Origin of the sequence: Rhodococcus sp. FH8, from assembly GCF_019266085.1 — a bacterium.
In the GTDB taxonomy this organism is placed as follows: domain Bacteria; phylum Actinomycetota; class Actinomycetes; order Mycobacteriales; family Mycobacteriaceae; genus Rhodococcus_F; species Rhodococcus_F qingshengii.
The window spans coordinates 316520-336082 of record NZ_LPNQ01000080.1; the positions used below are offsets into that span (position 1 = coordinate 316520).

Annotated in this window: 21 protein-coding genes; 8 read left to right on the top strand and 13 right to left on the bottom strand. The window is 62.9% G+C overall.

Annotated features, from left to right (window positions below; translation table 11 throughout):
• Positions 1 to 55 precede the first annotated feature (55 nt).
• The 3 genes from ATN38_RS28180 (at position 56) to ATN38_RS28190 (ending at position 2486) form a co-directional block, all read left to right on the top strand.
• Positions 56 to 631: a TetR/AcrR family transcriptional regulator gene (locus tag ATN38_RS28180; protein WP_007734151.1), complete on the top strand. Its 576-nt coding sequence runs from the start codon at positions 56 to 58 to the stop codon at positions 629 to 631.
• Between the two features lie 72 nt (positions 632 to 703).
• Positions 704 to 1207 (top strand): SRPBCC family protein, encoded by a 504-nt coding sequence (locus ATN38_RS28185; protein WP_218749135.1) that lies wholly within the window; start codon positions 704 to 706, stop codon positions 1205 to 1207.
• A gap of 28 nt (positions 1208 to 1235) precedes the next feature.
• Entirely contained in the window at positions 1236 to 2486 is a 1251-nt protein-coding gene (locus ATN38_RS28190; RefSeq protein ID WP_218749136.1) for an NADH:flavin oxidoreductase/NADH oxidase family protein, read from the top strand.
• Here ATN38_RS28190 and ATN38_RS28195 read toward each other — a convergent pair whose 3' ends face one another.
• Together ATN38_RS28195 and ald are read right to left on the bottom strand one after the other, a co-directional pair.
• Positions 2487 to 3362, bottom strand: coding sequence for an aldo/keto reductase (locus tag ATN38_RS28195; RefSeq protein WP_007734162.1), 876 nt, complete (start codon positions 3360 to 3362; stop codon positions 2487 to 2489).
• 68 nt (positions 3363 to 3430) lie between these two features.
• The gene (ald, locus tag ATN38_RS28200; RefSeq protein WP_218749137.1) at positions 3431 to 4531 is read right to left on the bottom strand and encodes an alanine dehydrogenase; all 1101 of its coding nucleotides are present in this window, start codon (positions 4529 to 4531) and stop codon (positions 3431 to 3433) included.
• Positions 4532 to 4640: 109 nt separating this feature from the next.
• Here ald and ATN38_RS28205 point away from each other — a divergent pair, with 109 nt between their 5' ends.
• Positions 4641 to 5162, top strand: coding sequence for an Lrp/AsnC family transcriptional regulator (locus tag ATN38_RS28205; protein WP_218749141.1), 522 nt, complete (start codon positions 4641 to 4643; stop codon positions 5160 to 5162).
• 7 nt (positions 5163 to 5169) lie between these two features.
• Here ATN38_RS28205 and ATN38_RS28210 read toward each other — a convergent pair whose 3' ends face one another.
• From ATN38_RS28210 to ATN38_RS28220, 3 genes are read right to left on the bottom strand one after another with little or no spacing between them, the layout of a single operon-like run.
• Entirely contained in the window at positions 5170 to 6234 is a 1065-nt protein-coding gene (locus ATN38_RS28210; RefSeq protein ID WP_218749142.1) for a maleylacetate reductase, read from the bottom strand.
• A 1-nt stretch (position 6235) separates the two neighbouring features.
• Positions 6236 to 7024, bottom strand: coding sequence for a pirin-like bicupin family protein (locus ATN38_RS28215; RefSeq protein WP_218749144.1), 789 nt, complete (start codon positions 7022 to 7024; stop codon positions 6236 to 6238).
• Positions 7025 to 7061: 37 nt separating this feature from the next.
• Positions 7062 to 7559, bottom strand: a complete 498-nt coding sequence (locus tag ATN38_RS28220) for a VOC family protein (protein WP_054781329.1) — start codon at positions 7557 to 7559, stop codon at positions 7062 to 7064.
• Between the two features lie 111 nt (positions 7560 to 7670).
• Here ATN38_RS28220 and ATN38_RS28225 point away from each other — a divergent pair, with 111 nt between their 5' ends.
• Both ATN38_RS28225 and ATN38_RS28230 read left to right on the top strand, forming a co-directional pair.
• Complete coding sequence (locus tag ATN38_RS28225; protein WP_007734171.1) at positions 7671 to 8141, top strand: MarR family winged helix-turn-helix transcriptional regulator; 471 nt, start codon at positions 7671 to 7673, stop codon at positions 8139 to 8141.
• Positions 8142 to 8203: 62 nt separating this feature from the next.
• Positions 8204 to 9022 (top strand): HAD family hydrolase, encoded by an 819-nt coding sequence (locus ATN38_RS28230; protein WP_003945542.1) that lies wholly within the window; start codon positions 8204 to 8206, stop codon positions 9020 to 9022.
• 1 nt (position 9023) lies between these two features.
• Here the strand turns inward: ATN38_RS28230 and ATN38_RS28235 are convergent, their stop codons facing one another.
• The 8 genes from ATN38_RS28235 to ATN38_RS28270 form a co-directional block, all read right to left on the bottom strand.
• Positions 9024 to 9911, bottom strand: coding sequence for an alpha/beta fold hydrolase (locus tag ATN38_RS28235; protein WP_003945464.1), 888 nt, complete (start codon positions 9909 to 9911; stop codon positions 9024 to 9026).
• Between the two features lie 225 nt (positions 9912 to 10136).
• Positions 10137 to 10802, bottom strand: coding sequence for a hypothetical protein (locus tag ATN38_RS28240; protein ID WP_064075164.1), 666 nt, complete (start codon positions 10800 to 10802; stop codon positions 10137 to 10139).
• Positions 10803 to 10924: 122 nt separating this feature from the next.
• Positions 10925 to 11689, bottom strand: a complete 765-nt coding sequence (locus tag ATN38_RS28245; RefSeq protein WP_054827265.1) for an SDR family NAD(P)-dependent oxidoreductase — start codon at positions 11687 to 11689, stop codon at positions 10925 to 10927.
• 146 nt (positions 11690 to 11835) lie between these two features.
• Positions 11836 to 12888, bottom strand: a complete 1053-nt coding sequence (locus tag ATN38_RS28250) for an acyl-CoA dehydrogenase family protein (protein WP_218749145.1) — start codon at positions 12886 to 12888, stop codon at positions 11836 to 11838.
• A complete protein-coding gene (locus tag ATN38_RS28255; protein ID WP_007734178.1) occupies positions 12885 to 13850 on the bottom strand; it encodes an acyl-CoA dehydrogenase family protein in 966 nt (321 codons plus the stop codon). The genes ATN38_RS28250 and ATN38_RS28255 overlap by 4 nt, the downstream gene beginning before the upstream one ends.
• Positions 13847 to 15007, bottom strand: coding sequence for an acyl-CoA dehydrogenase family protein (locus tag ATN38_RS28260; protein ID WP_073512012.1), 1161 nt, complete (start codon positions 15005 to 15007; stop codon positions 13847 to 13849). The genes ATN38_RS28255 and ATN38_RS28260 overlap by 4 nt, the downstream gene beginning before the upstream one ends.
• Positions 15007 to 15879: an enoyl-CoA hydratase gene (locus ATN38_RS28265; RefSeq protein WP_007734183.1), complete on the bottom strand. Its 873-nt coding sequence runs from the start codon at positions 15877 to 15879 to the stop codon at positions 15007 to 15009. Before ATN38_RS28265 ends, ATN38_RS28260 begins: the two co-directional genes overlap by 1 nt.
• A complete protein-coding gene (locus ATN38_RS28270) occupies positions 15876 to 17417 on the bottom strand; it encodes a FadD3 family acyl-CoA ligase (RefSeq protein ID WP_073512011.1) in 1542 nt (513 codons plus the stop codon). Before ATN38_RS28270 ends, ATN38_RS28265 begins: the two co-directional genes overlap by 4 nt.
• 55 nt (positions 17418 to 17472) lie before the next feature.
• Between ATN38_RS28270 and ATN38_RS28275 the strand changes: the two genes are divergently transcribed.
• Complete coding sequence (locus ATN38_RS28275; RefSeq protein WP_007734188.1) at positions 17473 to 18702, top strand: acyl-CoA dehydrogenase family protein; 1230 nt, start codon at positions 17473 to 17475, stop codon at positions 18700 to 18702.
• Positions 18702 to 19514: an SDR family oxidoreductase gene (locus tag ATN38_RS28280; protein ID WP_003945582.1), complete on the top strand. Its 813-nt coding sequence runs from the start codon at positions 18702 to 18704 to the stop codon at positions 19512 to 19514. Before ATN38_RS28275 ends, ATN38_RS28280 begins: the two co-directional genes overlap by 1 nt.
• The last annotated feature ends 49 nt before the right edge of the window (positions 19515 to 19563 follow it).

A 19563-nucleotide genomic window follows, 5' to 3' on the forward strand; every position in this document is an offset into this window, starting at 1 on the left:
TACATAACGTAGCGTATGAGTCGACAGGTGTACCGACGGCCGAAGGATCTGTGACATGGCAGAGCTGAGCTCACGTGATCGCATGATTCGCAGTGCGGTTGAACTGATCAGCCGCAACGGTGTCGACGCGACGTCCTTCAGCGACGTCATCAAGCACAGCGGCGCACCCCGTGGGTCGATCTACCACCACTTTCCTGGCGGTAAGACCGAGTTGATGGTCGAAGCCGTGCGCGCGGCCGGTGCGATCATCACCAGACGGATCAGCTCGGCTGCGGCTACCGGTTCCACGGCCGACGTGATCGAAGCGGTCGGAGACATCTGGCGACTCAATCTCACACGCTCGGACTTCGCGATCGGCTGCCCGGTGATTGCCGGCGGGTTGGCGCGTGCCAGTGAGCCAGAAGTCGCGGAAGTGTCGGCTGAGGTCATGCTGGGATGGCAGAAGTTGATCGAATCGCAACTCGAAACTGCGGGTTATCCTGCAGTGCAGGCAAAATCGATGGCAAACCTGACGATCACGTCGGTCGAAGGTGCAGTGGCGGTGTGCCAGACGACTCGAAGTATCGAGCCGCTCGAACAGGTCATCGCTTCACTGCAGGGGCTCTCTCGTTCTGAGGCTTGGTCCCGCTGAGCCTTCGGGGGTTGACTTCGGTCGTCAAGTATCCGTAACTTCATGTAACGGCTAATTGGGCAGGAGTAGGCGATGGCACATTGGTTCGACCTCGAACCGGTCGGTGTCGATTTCTTCGACACGGCACCGCATATCTTCACGTACTCGATCGATCTCGCCGCCGAACCTGACGCCGTCTGGGCCGGTCTGACCGCCGACGAGCCTTTGTCGTGGTGCCGACTGCTCACAAAAGTGCACTACACCTCGCCGCGCCCCTACGGCGTCGGCACGCGCCGAATCGCGGAGGTGGGCGGCGGTGCGATGCAGATGCGCGAAAAGTTCATCACCTGGGACGACGAAACGCGTCGGCACTCGTTTTACGTCGAACAGTCCAATGTTCCGCTGTTCCAATCCTTCGCGGAGGACTACCGCGTCGACGAGCTCGCAGTGGGTTCGAGACTGCAGTGGAATTTTGCATTCTCGCCGCGTCCGAAGCTGTCGCTCGCGGTGCGCGGCGGGCTACCGGTCAACTCGCTGATCTTCTCGAGCTTCGTGCGCGATACCAAGCGGCACTTCGGTTCTGCGCCACGCCATTGACTTTCTTCCCTTCATACGAGAGGCATCCATGACCACGCTCGGAGAATCATTGACTTTGCCCTGCGGGCAGATCATGCGGAATCGCACGATGAAAGCTGCGCTCAGCGAGGCTCTGGGTGACCGCACTCATGGACCGTCCACTCGCTTGGAAACGCTGTACGGTCGTTGGGGCAGTGGCGGGTTCGGTTTGCTGATCACCGGCAATGTCATGGTCGATCGATCGCAGATCGCCGAACCGGGCAATGTCGTCGTCGACGACGATCGTGATGCCGAAGCACTGACTGCCTGGGCCAAGACCGCCAAGAACGGCGGCGCCGAGATCTGGATGCAGCTGAACCACCCAGGGCGGCAATCCAACCCGATTGCCAGCAGAGGTAGACCGGTCGCCCCGAGCGCGATCGCGCTGAAGATTCCGGGAATGGCGACGCCGCGAGAACTCTCGACCGCTGAGATCGACGAGATCATCGACAAGTTCGCGGAAACCGCTCGCGTCGCCGAGTCCTCCGGCTTCGGGGGCGTGCAGATACACGCAGCGCACGGTTATCTTGTTGCGCAGTTCCTTTCGCCCTTGTCCAATCAGCGGACGGACGAGTGGGGTGGAGATCCTGAGCGTCGACGACGTTTTCTGATCGAGATCGTTCGGCGCATACGCTCTGCCGTTGCTCCGGGATTCGCGGTCTCGGTCAAGCTCAACTCGGCTGATTTCCAACGAGGTGGATTCTCGGAAGACGAGTCGCGAGAAGTAGTGCGCGCGTTGACCGAAGAGTCGGTGGATCTCATCGAGATCAGCGGTGGCAGTTATGAATCGCCGGCCATGATGGGTAAAGCGCAGAAGCAGAGCACTCGCGATCGAGAGGCATATTTCCTCGAGTACGCCGAGACAGTCCGAGCGATTGCCGGCGACATTCCCTTGGCGGTCACCGGCGGCTTCCGCTCGCGATCGGCGATGGTCGAGGCACTGGCTTCCGGCGCGTGCGACGTGATCGGCCTCGGCCGGCCGACGATCACGATCCCCGACGCGGCAACCGTTCTCCTGGAATCGGATCGGGAACGATTGACCGTGCCGACTGTTGAGTTCGGAGCGCGGAAGTTGTTGGGGAAGGTTGCCGACATCTCGATGCTCGACGGTGCACTCGACCTGCAGTGGCATACCGATCAGCTGCACCGGATGGGCGACGGAAGCGAGCCGGATCCGGCTCGGCCGTGGTGGAAGACCCTCGGAACGATGGTGAGGCGAAACGGATTCGATGCGCTTCGCCCCACCAAACGAGCGGCTTGATCAGTTCGGTGCACCGATGTTGAGTTCATCGGGATGCGCGCCGACGCGGGTACCGTCGTCGAGCGTATCGATTTCGCTCAGGTCGAGATCGGTGAGTTCGAAGTCGAATACGTCGATGTTCTGAGCGATTCGAGCATCGTGTACGGATTTCGGGATGACGATCAGGCCGTTCTGAAGGTGCCAACGGATCAGGACCTGCGCGGCAGTCTTGCTGTGGCGGTCACCGATTCGAGTGATGATCGGGTCGGTGAGCAGGGTGTTGGGCTTGGACGCCTTACCCCAACCTGCGTTACTGGTACCGCCGAGTGGGCTCCACGATTCGACCTTGATCCCGTGCTCGGCGGCCTTGTCGCGAATGGCGTGCTGCGTGAGGTGCGGGTGCAGTTCCACCTGATCGACTGCGGGCAACAATCCACCGCGTTCGACGAGAAGCTGCAGATGATGCGGCTCGAAGTTGCACACCCCGATTGCCTTGGCGCGGCCCGATTCCGCGATCTTTTCGAGTGCGTCCCACGTGCGGAGGAGTCGGTCGTTGTCCTGCAGAGGCCAGTGGATGAGGTAGAGATCGACGTAGTCGACGCCGAGCTTGTCGATGCTGGTGTCGAAAGCCTTCAACGCCGGCTCGTAGCCCTGATCTGCATTCCAGAGCTTCGTGGTGAGGAAGATGTCCTCTCGCGCGACGGACGAGTTGGCGATACCTCGTCCGACGCCCTCTTCGTTTCCGTAGGCGGCAGCGGTGTCGATGTGCCGGTAGCCGGCCTCGTCGAGTGCGAACCGTACTGCATGCTCGGTTTCGTCGTTGGTGGCCTGCCAGACTCCGAGGCCGAGTTGCGGGATCGTGGTTCCGGAATTCAGCGTGATGTCAGGAATGCTCATGGATCAAGGCTAGCGATCTCGAGCTGTCCTTGCCTGGGTCAGAACTGCCTGGGTCAGAGCTGCCTGGGTCAGAGAGTGGTAGCCGAGTACCCATGCGCCGATGCAACACTGTCGGACAGGAGCAGGCCGTCGTGTGTGCTCAGACCTGACCCCAGGCCGGGAACTGTCGCGACCGCGTCCTTCCACCCCTTGTCGGCCAAGGTGACGACGTACGGAAGCGTCGCGTTGGTGAGTGCGTAGGTGGACGTACGGGGGACGGCTCCGGGCATGTTCGCAACGCAGTAGAAGACCGAACCGTGAACCTGGTACGTCGGATCAGCGTGCGTGGTCGCGTGTGAATCCTCGAAGCAGCCTCCCTGGTCGATGGCGATGTCGACCAGGACAGAACCCGGCTTCATACGCGCCACCAGGCTGTTGGAGACGAGAGTCGGCGCCTTCGCCCCGGGGACCAGCACCGCGCCGATGACGAGGTCGGCGTCGAGTACAGCCTGTTCGAGTTCGAGGCTGTTGGACGTGATGGTCTTGACCTGGCCGTGGTAAAGCTCGTCGATTTCCCGCAGGCGAGCGATCGACAGATCGAGAACGGTGACGTCGGCCTGCATGCCGTAGGCCACGGCGATGGCGTTCTTACCGGAGACTCCCGCACCGATCACCACGACCTTGGCGGGGCGCACTCCGGGGACGCCGCCCATCAGCACTCCGCGTCCGCCGCCGTGACGCATCAAGTGATAGGCGCCCGCCTGCGGTGCCAGGCGTCCGGCTACTTCACTCATCGGGGCGAGGAGGGGCAGTGAACCGTCGGAACCGACAACTGTTTCGTAGGCGATGGAGGTGGTCTTCGACGTCAGGAGCGCGTCGGTGCATTCCTTCGACGCCGCCAGGTGCAGGTAGGTGAAGAGAACCTGATCCTTACGGAGTCGCGAATACTCCTCTGCAATAGGTTCTTTGACCTTCAGGAGTAGATCTGCGTCCGTCCAGACCTGATCGGCAGATCCGAGGATCTGCGCGCCCGCGGCCTTGAAATCCTCGTCACTGAACGAGGAGCCGACGCCTGCACCCGTTTCGATGACGACCTCGTGCCCTCGGCCGACCAGTTCGTGGACGCCTGCTGGGCTGATGGCCACGCGGTACTCGTGGTTTTTGATCTCGCGGGGGATTCCGACCTTCATGACACGGCTCCGAACTGAGTCTGTTGTTTCTTCGAATGGCAGGTGCCAAGCATGAAGTTTCGTCGCCAGATAGTGAAGAGAAGTGAAGATAATTCTCTACGCTGTATGCATGGTGCGTGAAAGTTCAAAAATCGGTATTCAGACGGCTGCCTCGCCGAAGCATGTTCGGGCAGCAATGAAGTTGGACGAGATCGACCGGGTTCTGCTCGAAGAGCTGGCGAAGGACGCGAGGATTCCGAACAATGCGCTGGCTGCGATCGCGGGAATTGCGCCGTCGACATGCCTCGGACGTGTGCGCGCCTTGGTGGACAACGGCGTGATCAGGGGATTCCATGCGGACATCGACCCCGCCGCTCTCGGAATGGATCTGCAGGCGATGATCGCAGTTCGACTGCAGGCCAACGCACGGTCGCACCTCAGCCGGCTCGGCGACGATTTCGCCAAGCTGGACTCGGTGCTCAACGTGTACTTCGTTGCCGGTGTCGACGACTACATGCTGCACGTCGCAACGACGGATTCGGCGCAGTTGCGTGACTTCGTCGTCAACAATCTCTCGGCGCATCCGGCGGTTGCTGCGACCGAGACGATTCTGATCTTCGAACATTTCAGGCCGCGAGGCGGTACTGCCTGATTAGTTCTCACCTGATGGCGGGTCGACGCCCGGACCAGGCGTTCTCGAGGAGTTCGCTCAGGCCTGCCGGGGTGATCTCACGCGGGTTCGGATACGCGGCGGAGGTGGCGAGTTCGACTGCATTTTCGATTTGATCGTGACTCATTCCCAGTTCTCGCAGAGTGGTCGGTCCGCCGCACGCGGTGACGAGGTCGAAAACGCCGGTAGCGGCATCGGATGCGCCCAGAGCAGTCGCTATTCGAGACATGACTTCCGGGACGCCAGGCGCGTTGAACGCCATTGCCTGGGGAAGGACAACGGTGTGGGTGGGAGCATGCGGCAAACCGAAGCTGCCACCGAGGGTGTGGCACAACTTGTGATGAAGCCCCATACCGACCGTGCCCAAGCAGGTTCCGGCCAACCAGGCTGCTTGCAGTAGTTCGGCCCTACCTTCCAGATTTTTCGGATCATCGACAATGCTCGGCAGCGCACGGGCGATCCCGGAGATCGCCTCGATCGCCATCAAGTCCGTGATCGGGTTGGACTCGGTGGAGTACAACGCTTCAACCGCATGCGCCATCGCGTTGACGGCACTGGTGACCGTGGTGTCCAGCGGCAGATCGAGAGTGAGGTCGACATCGTATACGACGGTTTCGGGTCTGATGTCGGGCGACGAGCGAGTTGTCTTGCTTCCGTTGTCTGTTTCACCCAACACCGGAGTGACTTCTGAACCCGCATACGTCGTCGGAACGATGATCTGATCGACCCCCGCTCGTAGTGCCAGTGCCTTGGACAACCCGGTTGCCGAACCGCCGCCGATCGCGACGACGATGTCCACGTGATGGGTCTCGGCAAGCTTCAGCGCGGCTGTCGTGACTTCGGTCGGAGTATGCATCACAGCGCCGTCGAAGCGGACGACGGCCATGTCGCCGAGAGATTCGGTGACGTCGGCGGCAAGCGCGTCCAGTCGACGGCTTGCCAGCACCATCACTCGGCCGCGGCCGAGCCGCCGCACTTCTTCGGCGATCTCGCGGATCGTCCCTTGGCCGAAGACAATTCGAGCCGGTGAAGCGTCGTACGAGAAGGACTTCATGTCATCCCTGCGAAACGGTGGCGTGCATTTCCCAGACGATGACCTCGGCACCGGTATCGGAACTGACCTGCTGGCCTCCGCCGCCGGATACTCGCACCGCGTCACCTTGTTCGAGCACGCCGACGCCTTCCATGGCCGCCTGACCGTCGGCGACAAAAACATGCAGGAACGGTGCGTCCGGCAGGGTCACGGGCTGTCCGGGTTGCAGACGCGCGACGTGCATCGCGGCGTACTTGTTCTTGATCCGGATTGCCGAGTGATCGGCGTACGCGTCCATGCCCGACGCGACGGGAACCAGACCACCGGCAAGCAATTCGGCGTCGATCTCCAACTGCTCGTAGCCGGGAGTGATTCCGGCTTCGTCGGGGACGACCCACATCTGGATGAAGTGAACCGGGTCGCTGTGCTTGTCGGAATGGCTGCCGGCCACGTCACCGAGTCGCCACGAATCGTTCTTCTCCGAATGCAGGATTCCCGTTCCAGCGCTCATCCGCTGGGCAAGACCGGGGTAGATGACGCCCGAATGCCCCATCGAATCCTGATGTACGAGAGAACCTCTCAGTACCCAGGTGACGATCTCCATGTCCTGGTGGGGATGGGTGTCGAATCCCATTCCGGGCGTGACGATGTCGTCGTTGTTGACCAGGAGAAGACCGTGGTGAGTGTTCTTCGGGTCGTAGTGATTGCTGAACGAGAACGAGTGCTTCGAGTCCAGCCAGCCGGCATTGGACTTGAAACGATCCCCGGATCGACGGATATCGAGGTTCGGCTGCGACAGAGCGGAGGTCATGGTGTGCCTTCCGAAGGGTGTGGGGGAGAGCAAGTTTTCAGAGGACGTGATTGCCGTACATCTCGCCGAGAGGGTCGGCGATCAGCTCGAGTCGAGCGCCGTCGGGATCGCGGAAGTACAACGAGACCTCGCTGTGCTCGATCAGTTCGACGCCGGCCTCGGTCAGTTGGGTGCGCAGCTTCGCCCACTTGGCAGGTTCGACGCTGATCGCGATGTGGTGGAGGCCGCCGAGTACTTCTTGGTACGGGCCCACGTCGAGACCCGGGAAGTCGAAGAAGGCCAGAAGGTTGCCATTGCCGATGTCGAAGAAGAAGTGCGACGACCCGGGATAGTCACGGTTCTCGATCAACTCGGTGAGTGGGAATCCGAGGAGATCCTGGTAGAACTTCACGGTTCGTTCGACGTCACTGCTGATCAGGGCCGTATGGTGCAGGCCGCGTGCGGTCGATGCGGGTCGTTTGTCGGCGGGGAGCAGATGTCGATCCCTGATCTCGGCCCGGCGTTCCTCGAACTGCACTGCGTTGTTGTCGCTCATAGCGCCCGCCTCTCGGTTGAACCTTCTCTTCGAACAGGTAGTTGACTGATCAACTACATTGAGAATAGATCATTTGATTTCGTTGTCAACTACTTCGGATATGCTGGTGTCATGGAATCGACGCGGTGGTTGAGCGACTCGGAGCAAACGGCCTGGCGGGCTTACCTGGACTCGACCCGACTGCTCCAGCGTGTTCTCGATCAGCAGTTGGTGCGAGACTCCGACATTTCCTTCACCGATTTCGAACTGCTGGTCGCTCTCGCCGAAGCGCCCGGCCGGCAACTGCGCATGAGTGAGCTCGCCGACGCTGTGATGGCTACCCGAAGTGGTGTGACCAGGGCCGTCAATCGGCTGGTCGGTGCCGGGTGGGTGCGCCGGGTCGAGTGTGTCGACGACAAGAGGGGCGCTAATGCGGAGCTGACCGACTCGGGTGCCGAGAAATTGGCGTCGGCAAGCCCGGCGCACGTGGCCGCTGTACGGGAGAGCATGTTCGACCTGCTGAGCCCGCGAGATGTCGAGCGGCTGGGTGTGGTCTTCGGTGAGATGCGTCGGCACCTTCTCGAGGCCCAAGCAAGTAATTGACAGAGCAACGGCCCATGTCACGTAGTTGGTGAGGGCTGCGAACGGACTGCCATCATTGTCTGGTGACCCGTATTCGTATGTTCGCAACCGACCTCGACGGCACCCTGCTGCGCTCCGACCGAACGATTTCGGCGCGCACCGCGCAGGCCATGGAGAACGCGCGGCTCGCGGGGATCGAAGTTGTGTGGGCGACGGCCCGGGCCAGGCATTCGGTACACACGTTGGCGAGCTCGTGCGGATTTCGCGGTAAAGCTGTGTGTGCCAACGGAGCTGTCATTCTCGACCTGGCGGACGGGACTCCGGAGATCGTCGACACCGTTTCGATCGAAACATCTTTGGCTGCAACAGCTATGGAGCAGGTTCGTGCTCTGATTCCTGGCGTCGTGTTCGCGAACGTCGGACCCACGCAGTTCTTTGCCGAGCCGGAGTATGCCGCTCTGTGCGAGTTCGCGGACCATCACCGGCACCTGCACGAGATGGTGCTCGCCGATACGCTGCCGCTGGACGTGGAGCCGATGGTCAAGATCGTGGCCCGGCATGCCGAGGTTCCCAGCGCCGACCTGTACCGAACTGCGGTCGCTGCGGGCATCGAGGGTGTGGAGTTGACCCACTCCGGGGCTCCGTACATGGAAATGGCTGCAGCGGGCGTCTCGAAGGCCAGCGCTCTCGCGCAGTTGTGCGCGATCGACGGCATCGACGCGTCGGAAGTTGCCGCGGCCGGTGACGCCTTCAACGACGTTGCGATGCTGACCTGGGCCGGAACGGCTCTGGCGCCCGCCAACGCCAGAGCCGAGGTCATCGAGCTCGCCGACCGAATTTTGCCCACGAACGACGAGGACGGGGTGGCGAGCTACCTCGAAGAGCTGGTTGCGGGGAGCTAGTTCAGCTGCTGACGGCCTTGGGTCCGGTGCCGATACCGACTCCGCAGTCCGTCATGAATTCGGAGAAGACACGGTCGAAGCGATCCGGATAGTCAAGGTGCGGGAAATGCCCGGCGCGCTTGAATATCTCCACCCGCCCCAGCGGTAGTTCGGCGCGAGCATTCTCGGTGTGGGCGTTGGGGATGATGGTGTCTTCCTCGCCCCACACCAGTAGTGCCTGCAGGTTCTTGAAGTTGGCGAAATGCGGAGTGGCATTGACGGTTTGGCCGTTGTAGTTGATGACCGATCGCGCGGTCGCCAGAAATGCCTGACGTGTCGACGCGTCCGACACCGAAGCAAAGCTCTTACGGGCCTCACTCGCGCTGGCACCGAGCTTGAACAGGCCGATCTTGTTGAAAAGTCCGAGCGCTTTGTCCGTCACGTCGGTCAGCGTCCTGGACGCGAGAACGGGAAGTACCAGTTCGCTGCCGGGCAGAGTCGCCGCGCGCAGGAGTGGGCTCACCTCGGGGCCGAGTCCGCCGCTGGCCACCAGGCACAGCCGCTCCACCCGGTCGGGGAACAGGTACAGCGTCTGCATCGCGATCCCACCACCGAGGGAGTGACCGACGAGGGTGGCCGACGGAATATCGAGGGCTTCGAGGAGGTCGCGAACGGTGGCGGCGTGAGCACTGAGTGAATAGTCGCCGGCAGGCTTGTCCGACGCACCATGTCCGAAGAGATCAGGGGCGATCACGCGGTAATGACGCGAGAGCGTCTCGATCTGCGGCTCCCAATTGGAGTGCGCGCCCAGTAGGCCGTGAATGAGCACCACAACGGGGCCACTGCCTTGGTCGACGTACTTGAGCTGGTCGCCGTGCAATACAACCGTCTGTAATTGGTCGGTTGCCATGATTGAACCTTTCGGAGCCGCCAGTGTCTGTGGCAGCTCGCGTGTTGTCGGACCGCACCCGCCCCGACGCGGATCCACGGGTATTTGTGACCGGGAGTAACCCCAGTTCCCTCAGTATGCCCACCGAGGGGCCCGATGTCGTCGCCATCGGGCGTGTTGTGACGAACCGTGAGCCGTCGGCTGAGGGGAGACGTACAACTCACCGCCGCGTGTCGGCGCCGCTGATCAGGCGAAATCGACCAGTTTGCCGAAAGTGAGGTTGATGTCCCACGGTGTGACGCCCCACGTCTCGATCGCTGATACCGCGAAGATTCCGGCAGCCTCGATGGTGTCCTGTGAGGCTGGTGCCGAAACGGAAACGCCGGTTTGTCCGCTCGGAACCTCCGGCCAGACGCCGGTTCCGGCGGGCGCGGGGGTGGCCTCCATGACCGCGTTGGCCAGTCCCGATTCGTCGACGGTCGTGAAGAGGCAGTTCGGCTCGTGCGGAGAATCCCACCCGCCGAGTTCCGCGAGCCAGAATTCGCCACGTCCAGCAGCGGAGATCGCGACCGACGCGAGTACCGATTCGAGATCTTCCCAAGCGTCGGACGTCGGGGCCGACGCCTCGGTGAGCTTGAACGGTGCGGCAAGTGCAGTGCTGTCAGGGGAAGCGAAGCGCGGCTGCACAGTGAGGGCCTGGGTCTGGGTATCCAGAAACGCAACCTCTCGGAACTTGTTGTCCGGCAGGGTCGTACGGGCTACGAGACCGCGTCCCAACAGTGCGCCGAGCGCCGCGGGATCGTCGACGCTCCACAAGCGGGTCTCGTCCTCGGACCAGGTGCGGATCTTTCCGCCGACGACGGGACTGATCAGCACGGGCTCGAGGTTCGTAGTGCCTGTTGACTCGCTCACCGCTGGCTCCCCACCGCACGTCGTACCGCCGGACGGGTTCCCGGCGGCCAGTTAAGTATGCCGCCTCGCTGCTGTGCGCCTTTATTAACCGCCGGCGGTTAATAAAGGCGCACAGCAAGTGGTCACATATGCGTGCCGCCGTCGATGCGGATTTCCGTTCCGGTGACAAACGAGCCGTCCTCGGAAGCGAGCATCGCGATCACGCCGGCGACCGCGGACGGGGGAGCGAAACCCTCACCGATTGCCGGGGCCAGCTTGCCGAGCAGCGTGAAGTCGATGTCGGCCGGGAAGCCGGGATCGGAGGTCATGCCCGAAGCGATGCTGCCGGGTGCGACGGCCACGGCGCGAAGGCCCTGCTTGCTGTACTCGAGTGCAAGTGCGTGCGTGAAGGATTGGATTCCGCCCTTCGACGCTGCATATGCCGTCATATACGGGTGGGCGAAGGTGGCCGACGTGGAACTGAAGTTGACCACGACGCCTGCCCCGCTTTCGAGCAGTGCCGGCAGGGACTCCCTCGTCATGAGGAATGTTCCGGTGAGGTTGACCCCGATGACGGTGTTCCAGAAATCGAGTGTCATCTCGTGGGTGTGTGCGGAGCGCAGAATGCCCGCCGCATTGACCAGCACGTCGAGGCCGCCCAGAGCCTTGAGCGCAGCGCCGACCTGTTCGCGAACAGACTCTTCGCTGGAGATGTCGACCTTCACCGTGGTCAGGCGATCGGAGTGTCCTGCGTCCTTCGCGGTGTTCAGCGTCTGTTCGAGGCCGGTCTCGGAAATGTCGGCGGCGACGACGGTGCCACCTTCTGCCAGGATGCGGGCAACGGTGGCCTGGCCGATTCCGGATCCTGCGCCGCTGATGAGGACGCGCTTGTCGTCGAATCGATTCACGAGAAAACTCCGGTCTGTGGGATGGACAGCTGTCTGGTGACCGATTCTGCGCGATCCAGAGCTATTAATCTGCTGGGCATTCCACTGACTGGGCACCAGTGGTGCTTGTTCGCTCGCAATCCCGAGCGAACAAGCACCGACGTCTCCTAGAGGCCCGCTGCCTGCGCGAGGCTCGGCAGGTAGGTGCTCGGCTGACCGAAGAGCTGAGCGCTGCCGTGTGCACGCTTGAAGTACAACTGAGCGTCGTGCTCCCAGGTGATTGCGATTCCGCCGTGCAACTGAACTGCTTCGGAGGTGATCTGCTGCAAGGCTTCCGAGCAGTAGACCTTCGCCACTGCCGCGTCGTCCGCCGACTGCGTCGCCACGGCGGCGTACGTCATCGACCTCGCCGTCTCGACCAACGTGTACATGTCGGCCATCCGGTGCTTGAGGGCCTGGAAAGAGCCGATCGCGCGACCGAACTGCTTGCGCGACTTGGTGTATTCGACGGTCTGCTCGACGATCGCTGAGGCCGCTCCGACCTGTTCCGCGGACAAGGCGATCAGAACGACGGTTCGGATCCGATCGACCAGATCTTCGGACCACTCCAGTGGCCGACCACGAACACCGGAGAACGTGACCTCCGCCAGCGTTCGCGTCGGATCCATGGTGGGGACGCGTCGGCGGGAGACGCCTTCGGCCGCTGGATCCACTTCGTAGAACCCGTCGGCCGTGAGAACGAGCAGGGTGTCTGCGACGTGTCCGTCGAGGACGTACGACGCCGTGCCGGTCAACGCGTCTTCGGTTGCCTCGACGCCGAAGGTGCTCCAACCCGCGGCACCTGCCCAGCACAGAGCGAGCGTGCTCTCGCCGGACGCGACACCGGGCAGCAGTCGCGAGCATGCGTCGTTGTCACCGGAAAGCAGCAGTGCCTGTGCGGCAAGAATCGCCGAACCCAGCATCGGTGACGGGGTCAGCGTGCGGCCCAATTCCTCCTGGACCACGTGTACTTCGCCCAAACCTGCTCCGACGCCGTCGAACTCCTCCGGAATCGCCAACGCGGCGACGCCGATCTGCTCGCACAGCTTGCTCCACAAAGCGGCGTCGTAGCCGATCTCTGTGGTGATGGCGGCGCGGACGGCAGCGGAGTCGGAATGCTTGCTCAGGAGATCGCGTACCGATGCGCGCAATGCTGCCTGGTCTTCGGTGTCGATGCTCATGATGCAACCAGCGCTTCGACGACGCGTGCGCGATGCTCGGACGGTGTGCCCCACGCGGTGAGCAGCGCCCGTACCTTGGTGAGCCACAAGGAGAGATCGTGTTCCATCGTGTAGCCGATGGCGCCGTGAACCTGGAGTCCGACGCGAGCGGCCTTGTACGCAGCATCCCCGCACGCGACCTTGGCCGCAGAGATGTCACGCGAGGCGTCGGCCGACTGATCGCGAACCGACAGTGCGGCGCCGTGCAGCAGGGGGCGAGCCATCTCGAGGGAGACGGCAACCTCGGCCAGGTGGTGCTTCATGGCCTGGAACTGTCCGATGACCTTGCCGAACTGCTTGCGCTGCTTCGCGTATTCGGTGGTGACCTCGAGCAGTGTCTGGCCCAGGCCCTGCAACTGCGCGGCAGTGGCAAGAGCGCCCATGTCGAAGGCGGCCGAGAAGTCGGCGGAGCCCAGCGATTCGCCGGCTGAAACCTCGTAGAGCTTGCGGGAGAGATCCACCGATGCCTTGGCTTCGCCAGGGACGCCGAGTGATACGGCACCGTCCTGCGCGAGCAGAACCAGATCCACCGCATCGGCGTCGAGCGCGAACGGTGTGCGCGGGGGAGCTGCGACGGTTGCCAGCGAACCCTCGGCGAGAGCAGAGAGACGTTCCGGTGCAACGGAAGCCAGGAGCGTCGGCGCCACGGCGATCGTTTCGACGACCGGTCCGGGTACTGCGTGCCGACCGAGCTGTTCGAGCGCAACGACCAGGTCGACGGCGTCGGCGCCGAGTCCGTCGTGCTCTTCGGAGATGACGAGACCGTTGACGCCGGTCTCGGCGAGGCGCTGCCAGAGCTTCTTGCCCGGCTCGGTGTCACCGTCGTTCCACGAACGGATGACGGCGGGCATGTCGGACTTGGTCAGCAGCGCATCGATGCTTGCAGCGAAGTCCTGGTGGGAGGAGTCGAGCGCGAATCTCATCGGTCCGCCTTCGGTAGGCCGAGCAGACGCTCAGCGATGACGTTTTTCTGAATCTCGTTGGTGCCTGCGTAGATCGGGCCGGACAGGGAGAACAGGTATCCGTCCATCCAGTTGTCGGCCAACTCGGCTTCAGGGCCCTGAAGTTCGAGAGCAGTCTCGTGGGTGGCGATATCCCACTCGGACCAGAAGACCTTGTTGATCGAGGACTCGGCGCCGAGCTGTCCACCGTCGGCCAGACGGGTGACGGTGCCGAATGTGTTGAGTTGGTAAGCGCGAGAGCCGATCCAGGCGTCGGCGACCTGGTTGCGCAGAGCGCTGTCGTCGGTGCGTCCGCTGGACTTGTACAGCTCGAGCAGGCGGTCGACGGTGGCGAGAAAGCGGCCGGGGCTGCGCAGCGAGAGACCACGCTCGTTGCTCGCGGTGCTCATCGCGACCCGCCAACCTTCGTTGACGTTTCCGATCACACCCGAATCACCTGGGTTGGCCGGGTCGTCCGGAACGAAGACGTCTTCGAGGAAGATCTCGGCGAAGCCGGGCTCACCGTCGAGCTGATCGATCGGGCGAACGGTGACACCCTTCGACCGGAGGTCGAACATGAAATACGTGATGCCCTTGTGGCGCTGCGCATCCGGATCGGAGCGGAACAAGCCGAAGCCCCAGTCGGCGTAACTCGCGCGTGAGCTCCACGTCTTCTGACCGTTGAGCAGCCAGCCGCCGTCGACCTTCTTCGCACTCGAACGCAGGCTAGCGAGGTCGGAACCGGATTCGGGCTCGGACCAGGCCTGGGCCCAGATGTCGTCGGCACGAGCCATGCGCGGCAGGATGCGAGCCAACTGCTCGGCATTTGCATGCTCGAACAGTGTGGGAGCCAACAAGAAGATGCCGTTCTGGCTTACGCGGCCGGGCGCGCCCGAGCGGTAGTACTCCTCCTCGAAGATGACCCACTCGAGCAGGGACGCATCGCGTCCACCGAGTTCCTTGGGCCAGGAGACGACGGCGTAGCCGGCGTCGGCGAGAGTGTGCTCCCACTGACGGTGCTCTTCGAAGCCTTCGGCGGTATCCATCGACTTCAGGGGAGTCGCGGGCACATTCGCTTCCAGGAACGAGCGAACCTCGTCACGGAATGCGGTTGTGGCGTCGTCGAATACGAGATCCACTAGTTTGTTCCTTCCTGCGGTGCGCGAGCACTGGCAGCCATAGCTTTGGCGTCGAGACCACCAAGCGAGTCTTTGCCGACTTCGGCGTTGTGAGCGTGAGCGAAGTGATGCAGACCGAAGACGGAGTCGATGCCGTTGCGCATCCCCATCTGATCCTCGCACTGATTGACGGCCTTCTTGGTCAAAGCCAGTCCGAAGCGCGGCATCTCGGCGATACGTCCGGCGAGCTCGAACGTCTCCTTCTCGAGATGCTTGCGGGCGACGACGCGGTTCACCATGCCGATTTCGTATGCACGTTGCGCGGTGAACCTATCGCCGGTGAAGAGCATTTCCTTGGCGAATCGTGAACCGACCATCCACGGGTGAGCGAAGTATTCGACGCCGGGGATGCCCATGCGGACAACGGGATCGGAGAAGAAGGCGTCGTCGGCCGCGACGATCATGTCGCAGACCCAGGCGAGCATGAGCCCACCGGCAATGCAGGCGCCTTGCACCATCGCGATGGTGGGCTTGGGGATCTCCCGCCAACGGCGGCACATGCCCAGGTAGACCTCCATCTCGCGGGCGAAACGCTGGTCACCGCCTGGCTTGTCGACGTGATCCCACCACATGGTGGCCTTGTTCTCGTACTCGACGTGATGGTCGCGTCCCGGAGTTCCCAGGTCGTGACCGGCACTGAAGTGAGGTCCGTTGCCTGCCAGGACGATCACCTTCACCTCGTCGTCTTCGACAGCGCGCTGGAATGCCGCGTCGAGGGCGTACGTGACCACCGAGTTCTGGGCGTTGCGGTAGTCGGGTCGATTCAAGGTCACGACGGCGACCGAGTCACGAACCTCGTAGGTCACGACGTCGGCTTCGAAGGGAACGGTCATGATTGTTCCTCGCGCAGAACCGTTTTGAGGACCTTGCCCGAAGGGTTACGGGGCAGGTGATCTACGAAGCGCACCTCGCGGGGCACCTTGAAGCCTGCGATCTTCTCCTTGAGGAAGGCGATTACCGACTCTTCGGTGAGGCCGGCACCGTCGAGTTGGGCGATGTAGACGCGGCCCACCTCTCCCATCCGGTGATCGGGGATGCCGATGGCAGCAGACTCGTGGACGCCGGGCAGGCGAGCCAACATGCCCTCGATCTCGGCGGGGTAGACGTTGAATCCGCCGCTGACGTACATGTCTTTCAGACGGTCGGTGATGTCGAGATATCCGCGCTCGTCGAGGGTTCCGACGTCTCCGGTGTGCAGCCAGCCGTCGACGTCGATTGCCTTGGCGGTGGATTCCGGGTCGTCGAGGTACCCGAGCATGACGTTCGGTCCGCGAAGCAGGATCTCGCCTTGGTCGCCGATCTTGACCTCGAAATCGGCTGTCGCGCGGCCGGAACTGGTGGAGACGGTGACCGGGTCGTCGTCGGTGCGGCACATGGTCGCGACCACTGCCTCGGTCAAACCGTATGCCGTGAGGACGGCGTCGAAAAGCTCTGCTTGCATGCGCTCGACGAGAGCAACCGGCACGGGTGCTGCGCCCGTGATCGCGATGCGGAGCGAGGACAGGTCGTATTCGCTGCGGCGGGGATGATCGAGGATGGTCTGGTAGATCGTCGGGGCGCCAGGCAGGATGCTGATCTTCTCGCTGCTGACCAATGCGAGGGTGTCGTCGATGTTGAAGACGGACACCGGCACGATCGTCGCACCGTTCAACAGGCAGACCAGGATTCCGGCCTTGTACCCGAAGGTGTGGAAGAACGGGCTGATGATGAGGAAGTTGTCGTCGGCGGTGACCTCGGCGCATTCACCCCACGACTTGGCGACGGCGATGGACTGACGATGCGCGGTGATCGCACCCTTGCTGCGTCCCGTGGTGCCGGAGGTGAAGAGGATGTCGCTGATGTCGTCGGGCTGTACCTTCGCGGCACGCGCATCGGCTTCGGTGCGGGCGGCGTCGGTGGCGAGCGCAAGGAAGTCCTCGAACTCGATGACGCCGTCACGGTCGTCGTCCCCGTCGATCGGTACCTGGATGACGGTGGGGATCCTCAGGTCCGGATTGGCGTCGAGCAACTGCTGGTACCGATCGGCCTTGAGGAACGTGCCGACGACCACCAGGGCAGCTGCGTCGACGCGCTCGATGATGTCGAGTGCTTCGGTGCCGGTGTAGCGCGTGTTGATCGGGATGATGGCTGCGCCGGCGTACTGAGCGCCGAGCAGGGCGATCACCCAGTGGTACGTGTTGGGCGCCCAGATGACGACGCGGTCGCCTGCCTTCACCCCACGGTTGATCAGTGCGCCGGCGAAATCGCGGACGCGCTGATGTAGCTGTGCGAAGGTCAGTCGGGTGTCGCCATCGGCGATAGCCGCGCGCTCACCGAACTCCTCGGCGGCCCGGATGAGGGCTGATGGGATGGTTCTCGGTTGTTCGGTCACTGGACTCCTACCTGACACGCTACCTAGCAAGTGCTTGGTAGGTTATCTTACATATGTGGACCAGAGCGAGAGCCCGGACGGGCAGATGACGGACGACGAGTTTGCGGCCACGGTCGCGCAGTGGTTGGCCGAGAACTTGACGGGCAAATTCGCCCAGCTCAAGGGTAAGGGCGGCCCCGGCAGTGAGCACGAGTTCTTCGAGCAACGACTCGAGTGGGACAAGCACCTCGCAGCGTCGGGGTGGACGTGCCTCGGGTGGCCGAAGGAGTTCGGCGGGCGGGGAGCAAGCATCTCCCAGCAGGTCATCTTCCATCAGGAGTACGCGAAGGCCGGTGCGCCCGCTCGCGTCAGCCACATCGGTGAAGAGCTGCTCGGCCCGACGCTGATCGCGTACGGCACCGACGAGCAGAAGCGCCGATTCCTTCCTGGCATCAACACGGTCAGTGAACTGTGGTCGCAGGGCTACTCCGAGCCCGGCGCCGGTTCCGACCTCGCGAACGTCTCCACGACCGCACGCCTCGAAGACGGCAAGTGGATCATCAACGGCCAGAAGGTGTGGACCTCACTGGCTCACGTCGCGCAGTGGTGCTTCGTGGTCTGCCGCACCGAGGTGGGCTCCAAGCGTCACCAGGGGTTGAGCTTCCTGCTGGTCCCGCTGGATCAGCCCGGTGTGACAGTTCGGCCCATTCAGCAGCTCACCGGCACATCGGAGTTCAACGAGGTCTTCTTCGACGACGCCGTCACCGATGCCGATCTGGTGGTCGGGGAACCCGGCGAGGGCTGGAAGATCGCGATGGGGCTGCTCACCTTCGAGCGCGGTGTATCCACGCTCGGACAGCAGATCGGATTTGCCCGCGAGCTCCAAGGCGTCGTCGACCTGGCGAAAGCCAATGGCAGTGACCAGGATCCGCACATTCGTGAAAAGATCGCCCGCGCGTGGGTCGGACTGCGCGTGATGCGCGCCCACGCGATGCGTACTCTCGACGCGGTCGACGCCGGAACCGGTGGCGGAGAAGCGTCCGTCGCAAAACTGTTGTGGGCCAACTGGCATCGTGATCTGGGACAGCTGGCGATGGACGTGCAGGGTGCGTCGTCGTTGGTTGCACCGTGGGCGGATTCCGAAGGCAATGCCTCGGACATCACCGATCCCGAGCACCTCGAGCTCGACGAATGGCAACGCCTCTTCCTCTTCACCCGCGCCGACACGATTTACGGCGGCTCCAACGAAATTCAGCGCAACATCATTTCCGAGCGCGTGCTCGGTCTTCCCCGAGAGGCCCGTTAATGTCTGACACCAAAGCCGCGTCCCCGCTTTCCGTTGCGCCGGAGGAAACCCCGGGCCACGGACTGCTCGCGGGCAAGAAGGCGATCATCACCGCCGCAGCCGGAACCGGCATCGGTTTCTCCACTGCGCGCAGGGTGCTTCTCGAGGGCGGCGACGTTCTCGTCTCCGACTTCCACGAGCGTCGACTCGGCGAGACGGTGGAGAAGCTGAAGGCCGAATTCCCCGGTCAGCAGGTCGAATCGATCATCTGCGATGTATCGAGCACCGAGCAGGTCGACGCGTTGTTCGTCGGCGCCGCCGAGAAGTTGGGACGTATCGACATCGTCGTCAACAACGCGGGCCTTGGCGGTGAAACTCCCGTCGTCGACATGACGGACGATCAGTGGGATCGCGTTCTCGACATCACCCTCAACAGCACCTTCCGTTCGACGCGCGCCGCCCTGCGGTACTTCAAGAGCGTTCCCCACGGCGGTGTTCTGGTGAACAACGCGTCCGTTCTCGGTTGGCGCGCGCAGCATTCCCAGGCGCACTACGCCGCAGCCAAGGCCGGCGTCATGGCGCTGACTCGGTGCAGCGCCATCGAAGCAGCGGAGTACGGAGTCCGTATCAACGCGGTCTCGCCTTCCATTGCGCGTCACGCGTTCCTGGCGAAGGTCACCAGTGAGGAACTGCTCGACCAGTTGGCTTCCGGTGAGGCCTACGGCCGCGCCGCGGAGGTCTGGGAGATCGCAACGGTCATCGCGATGCTCGCCAGCGATTACTCCACTTACATGACCGGCGAGATCGTCTCCGTTTCTTCGCAGAGGGCCTAGCGTCCCCGTGCGCGGTTAAGGAGTCCCTGGACTCGCTGACCGCGCACAG

Coding starts and splice junctions, on each gene's coding strand:
- ATN38_RS28235 (WP_003945464.1), bottom strand. CDS start 9,911: ATGGCAACCGACCAATTACAGACGGTTGTATTGCACGGCGACCAGCTC.
- ATN38_RS28190 (WP_218749136.1), top strand. CDS start 1,236: ATGACCACGCTCGGAGAATCATTGACTTTGCCCTGCGGGCAGATCATG.
- ATN38_RS28255 (WP_007734178.1), bottom strand. CDS start 13,850: ATGAGATTCGCGCTCGACTCCTCCCACCAGGACTTCGCTGCAAGCATC.
- ATN38_RS28280 (WP_003945582.1), top strand. CDS start 18,702: ATGTCTGACACCAAAGCCGCGTCCCCGCTTTCCGTTGCGCCGGAGGAA.
- ATN38_RS28220 (WP_054781329.1), bottom strand. CDS start 7,559: ATGAGCGACAACAACGCAGTGCAGTTCGAGGAACGCCGGGCCGAGATC.
- ATN38_RS28205 (WP_218749141.1), top strand. CDS start 4,641: ATGGTGCGTGAAAGTTCAAAAATCGGTATTCAGACGGCTGCCTCGCCG.
- ATN38_RS28215 (WP_218749144.1), bottom strand. CDS start 7,024: ATGACCTCCGCTCTGTCGCAGCCGAACCTCGATATCCGTCGATCCGGG.
- ATN38_RS28185 (WP_218749135.1), top strand. CDS start 704: ATGGCACATTGGTTCGACCTCGAACCGGTCGGTGTCGATTTCTTCGAC.
- ald (WP_218749137.1), bottom strand. CDS start 4,531: ATGAAGGTCGGAATCCCCCGCGAGATCAAAAACCACGAGTACCGCGTG.
- ATN38_RS28210 (WP_218749142.1), bottom strand. CDS start 6,234: ATGAAGTCCTTCTCGTACGACGCTTCACCGGCTCGAATTGTCTTCGGC.
- ATN38_RS28225 (WP_007734171.1), top strand. CDS start 7,671: ATGGAATCGACGCGGTGGTTGAGCGACTCGGAGCAAACGGCCTGGCGG.
- ATN38_RS28265 (WP_007734183.1), bottom strand. CDS start 15,879: ATGACCGTTCCCTTCGAAGCCGACGTCGTGACCTACGAGGTTCGTGAC.
- ATN38_RS28195 (WP_007734162.1), bottom strand. CDS start 3,362: ATGAGCATTCCTGACATCACGCTGAATTCCGGAACCACGATCCCGCAA.
- ATN38_RS28250 (WP_218749145.1), bottom strand. CDS start 12,888: ATGAGCATCGACACCGAAGACCAGGCAGCATTGCGCGCATCGGTACGC.
- ATN38_RS28180 (WP_007734151.1), top strand. CDS start 56: ATGGCAGAGCTGAGCTCACGTGATCGCATGATTCGCAGTGCGGTTGAA.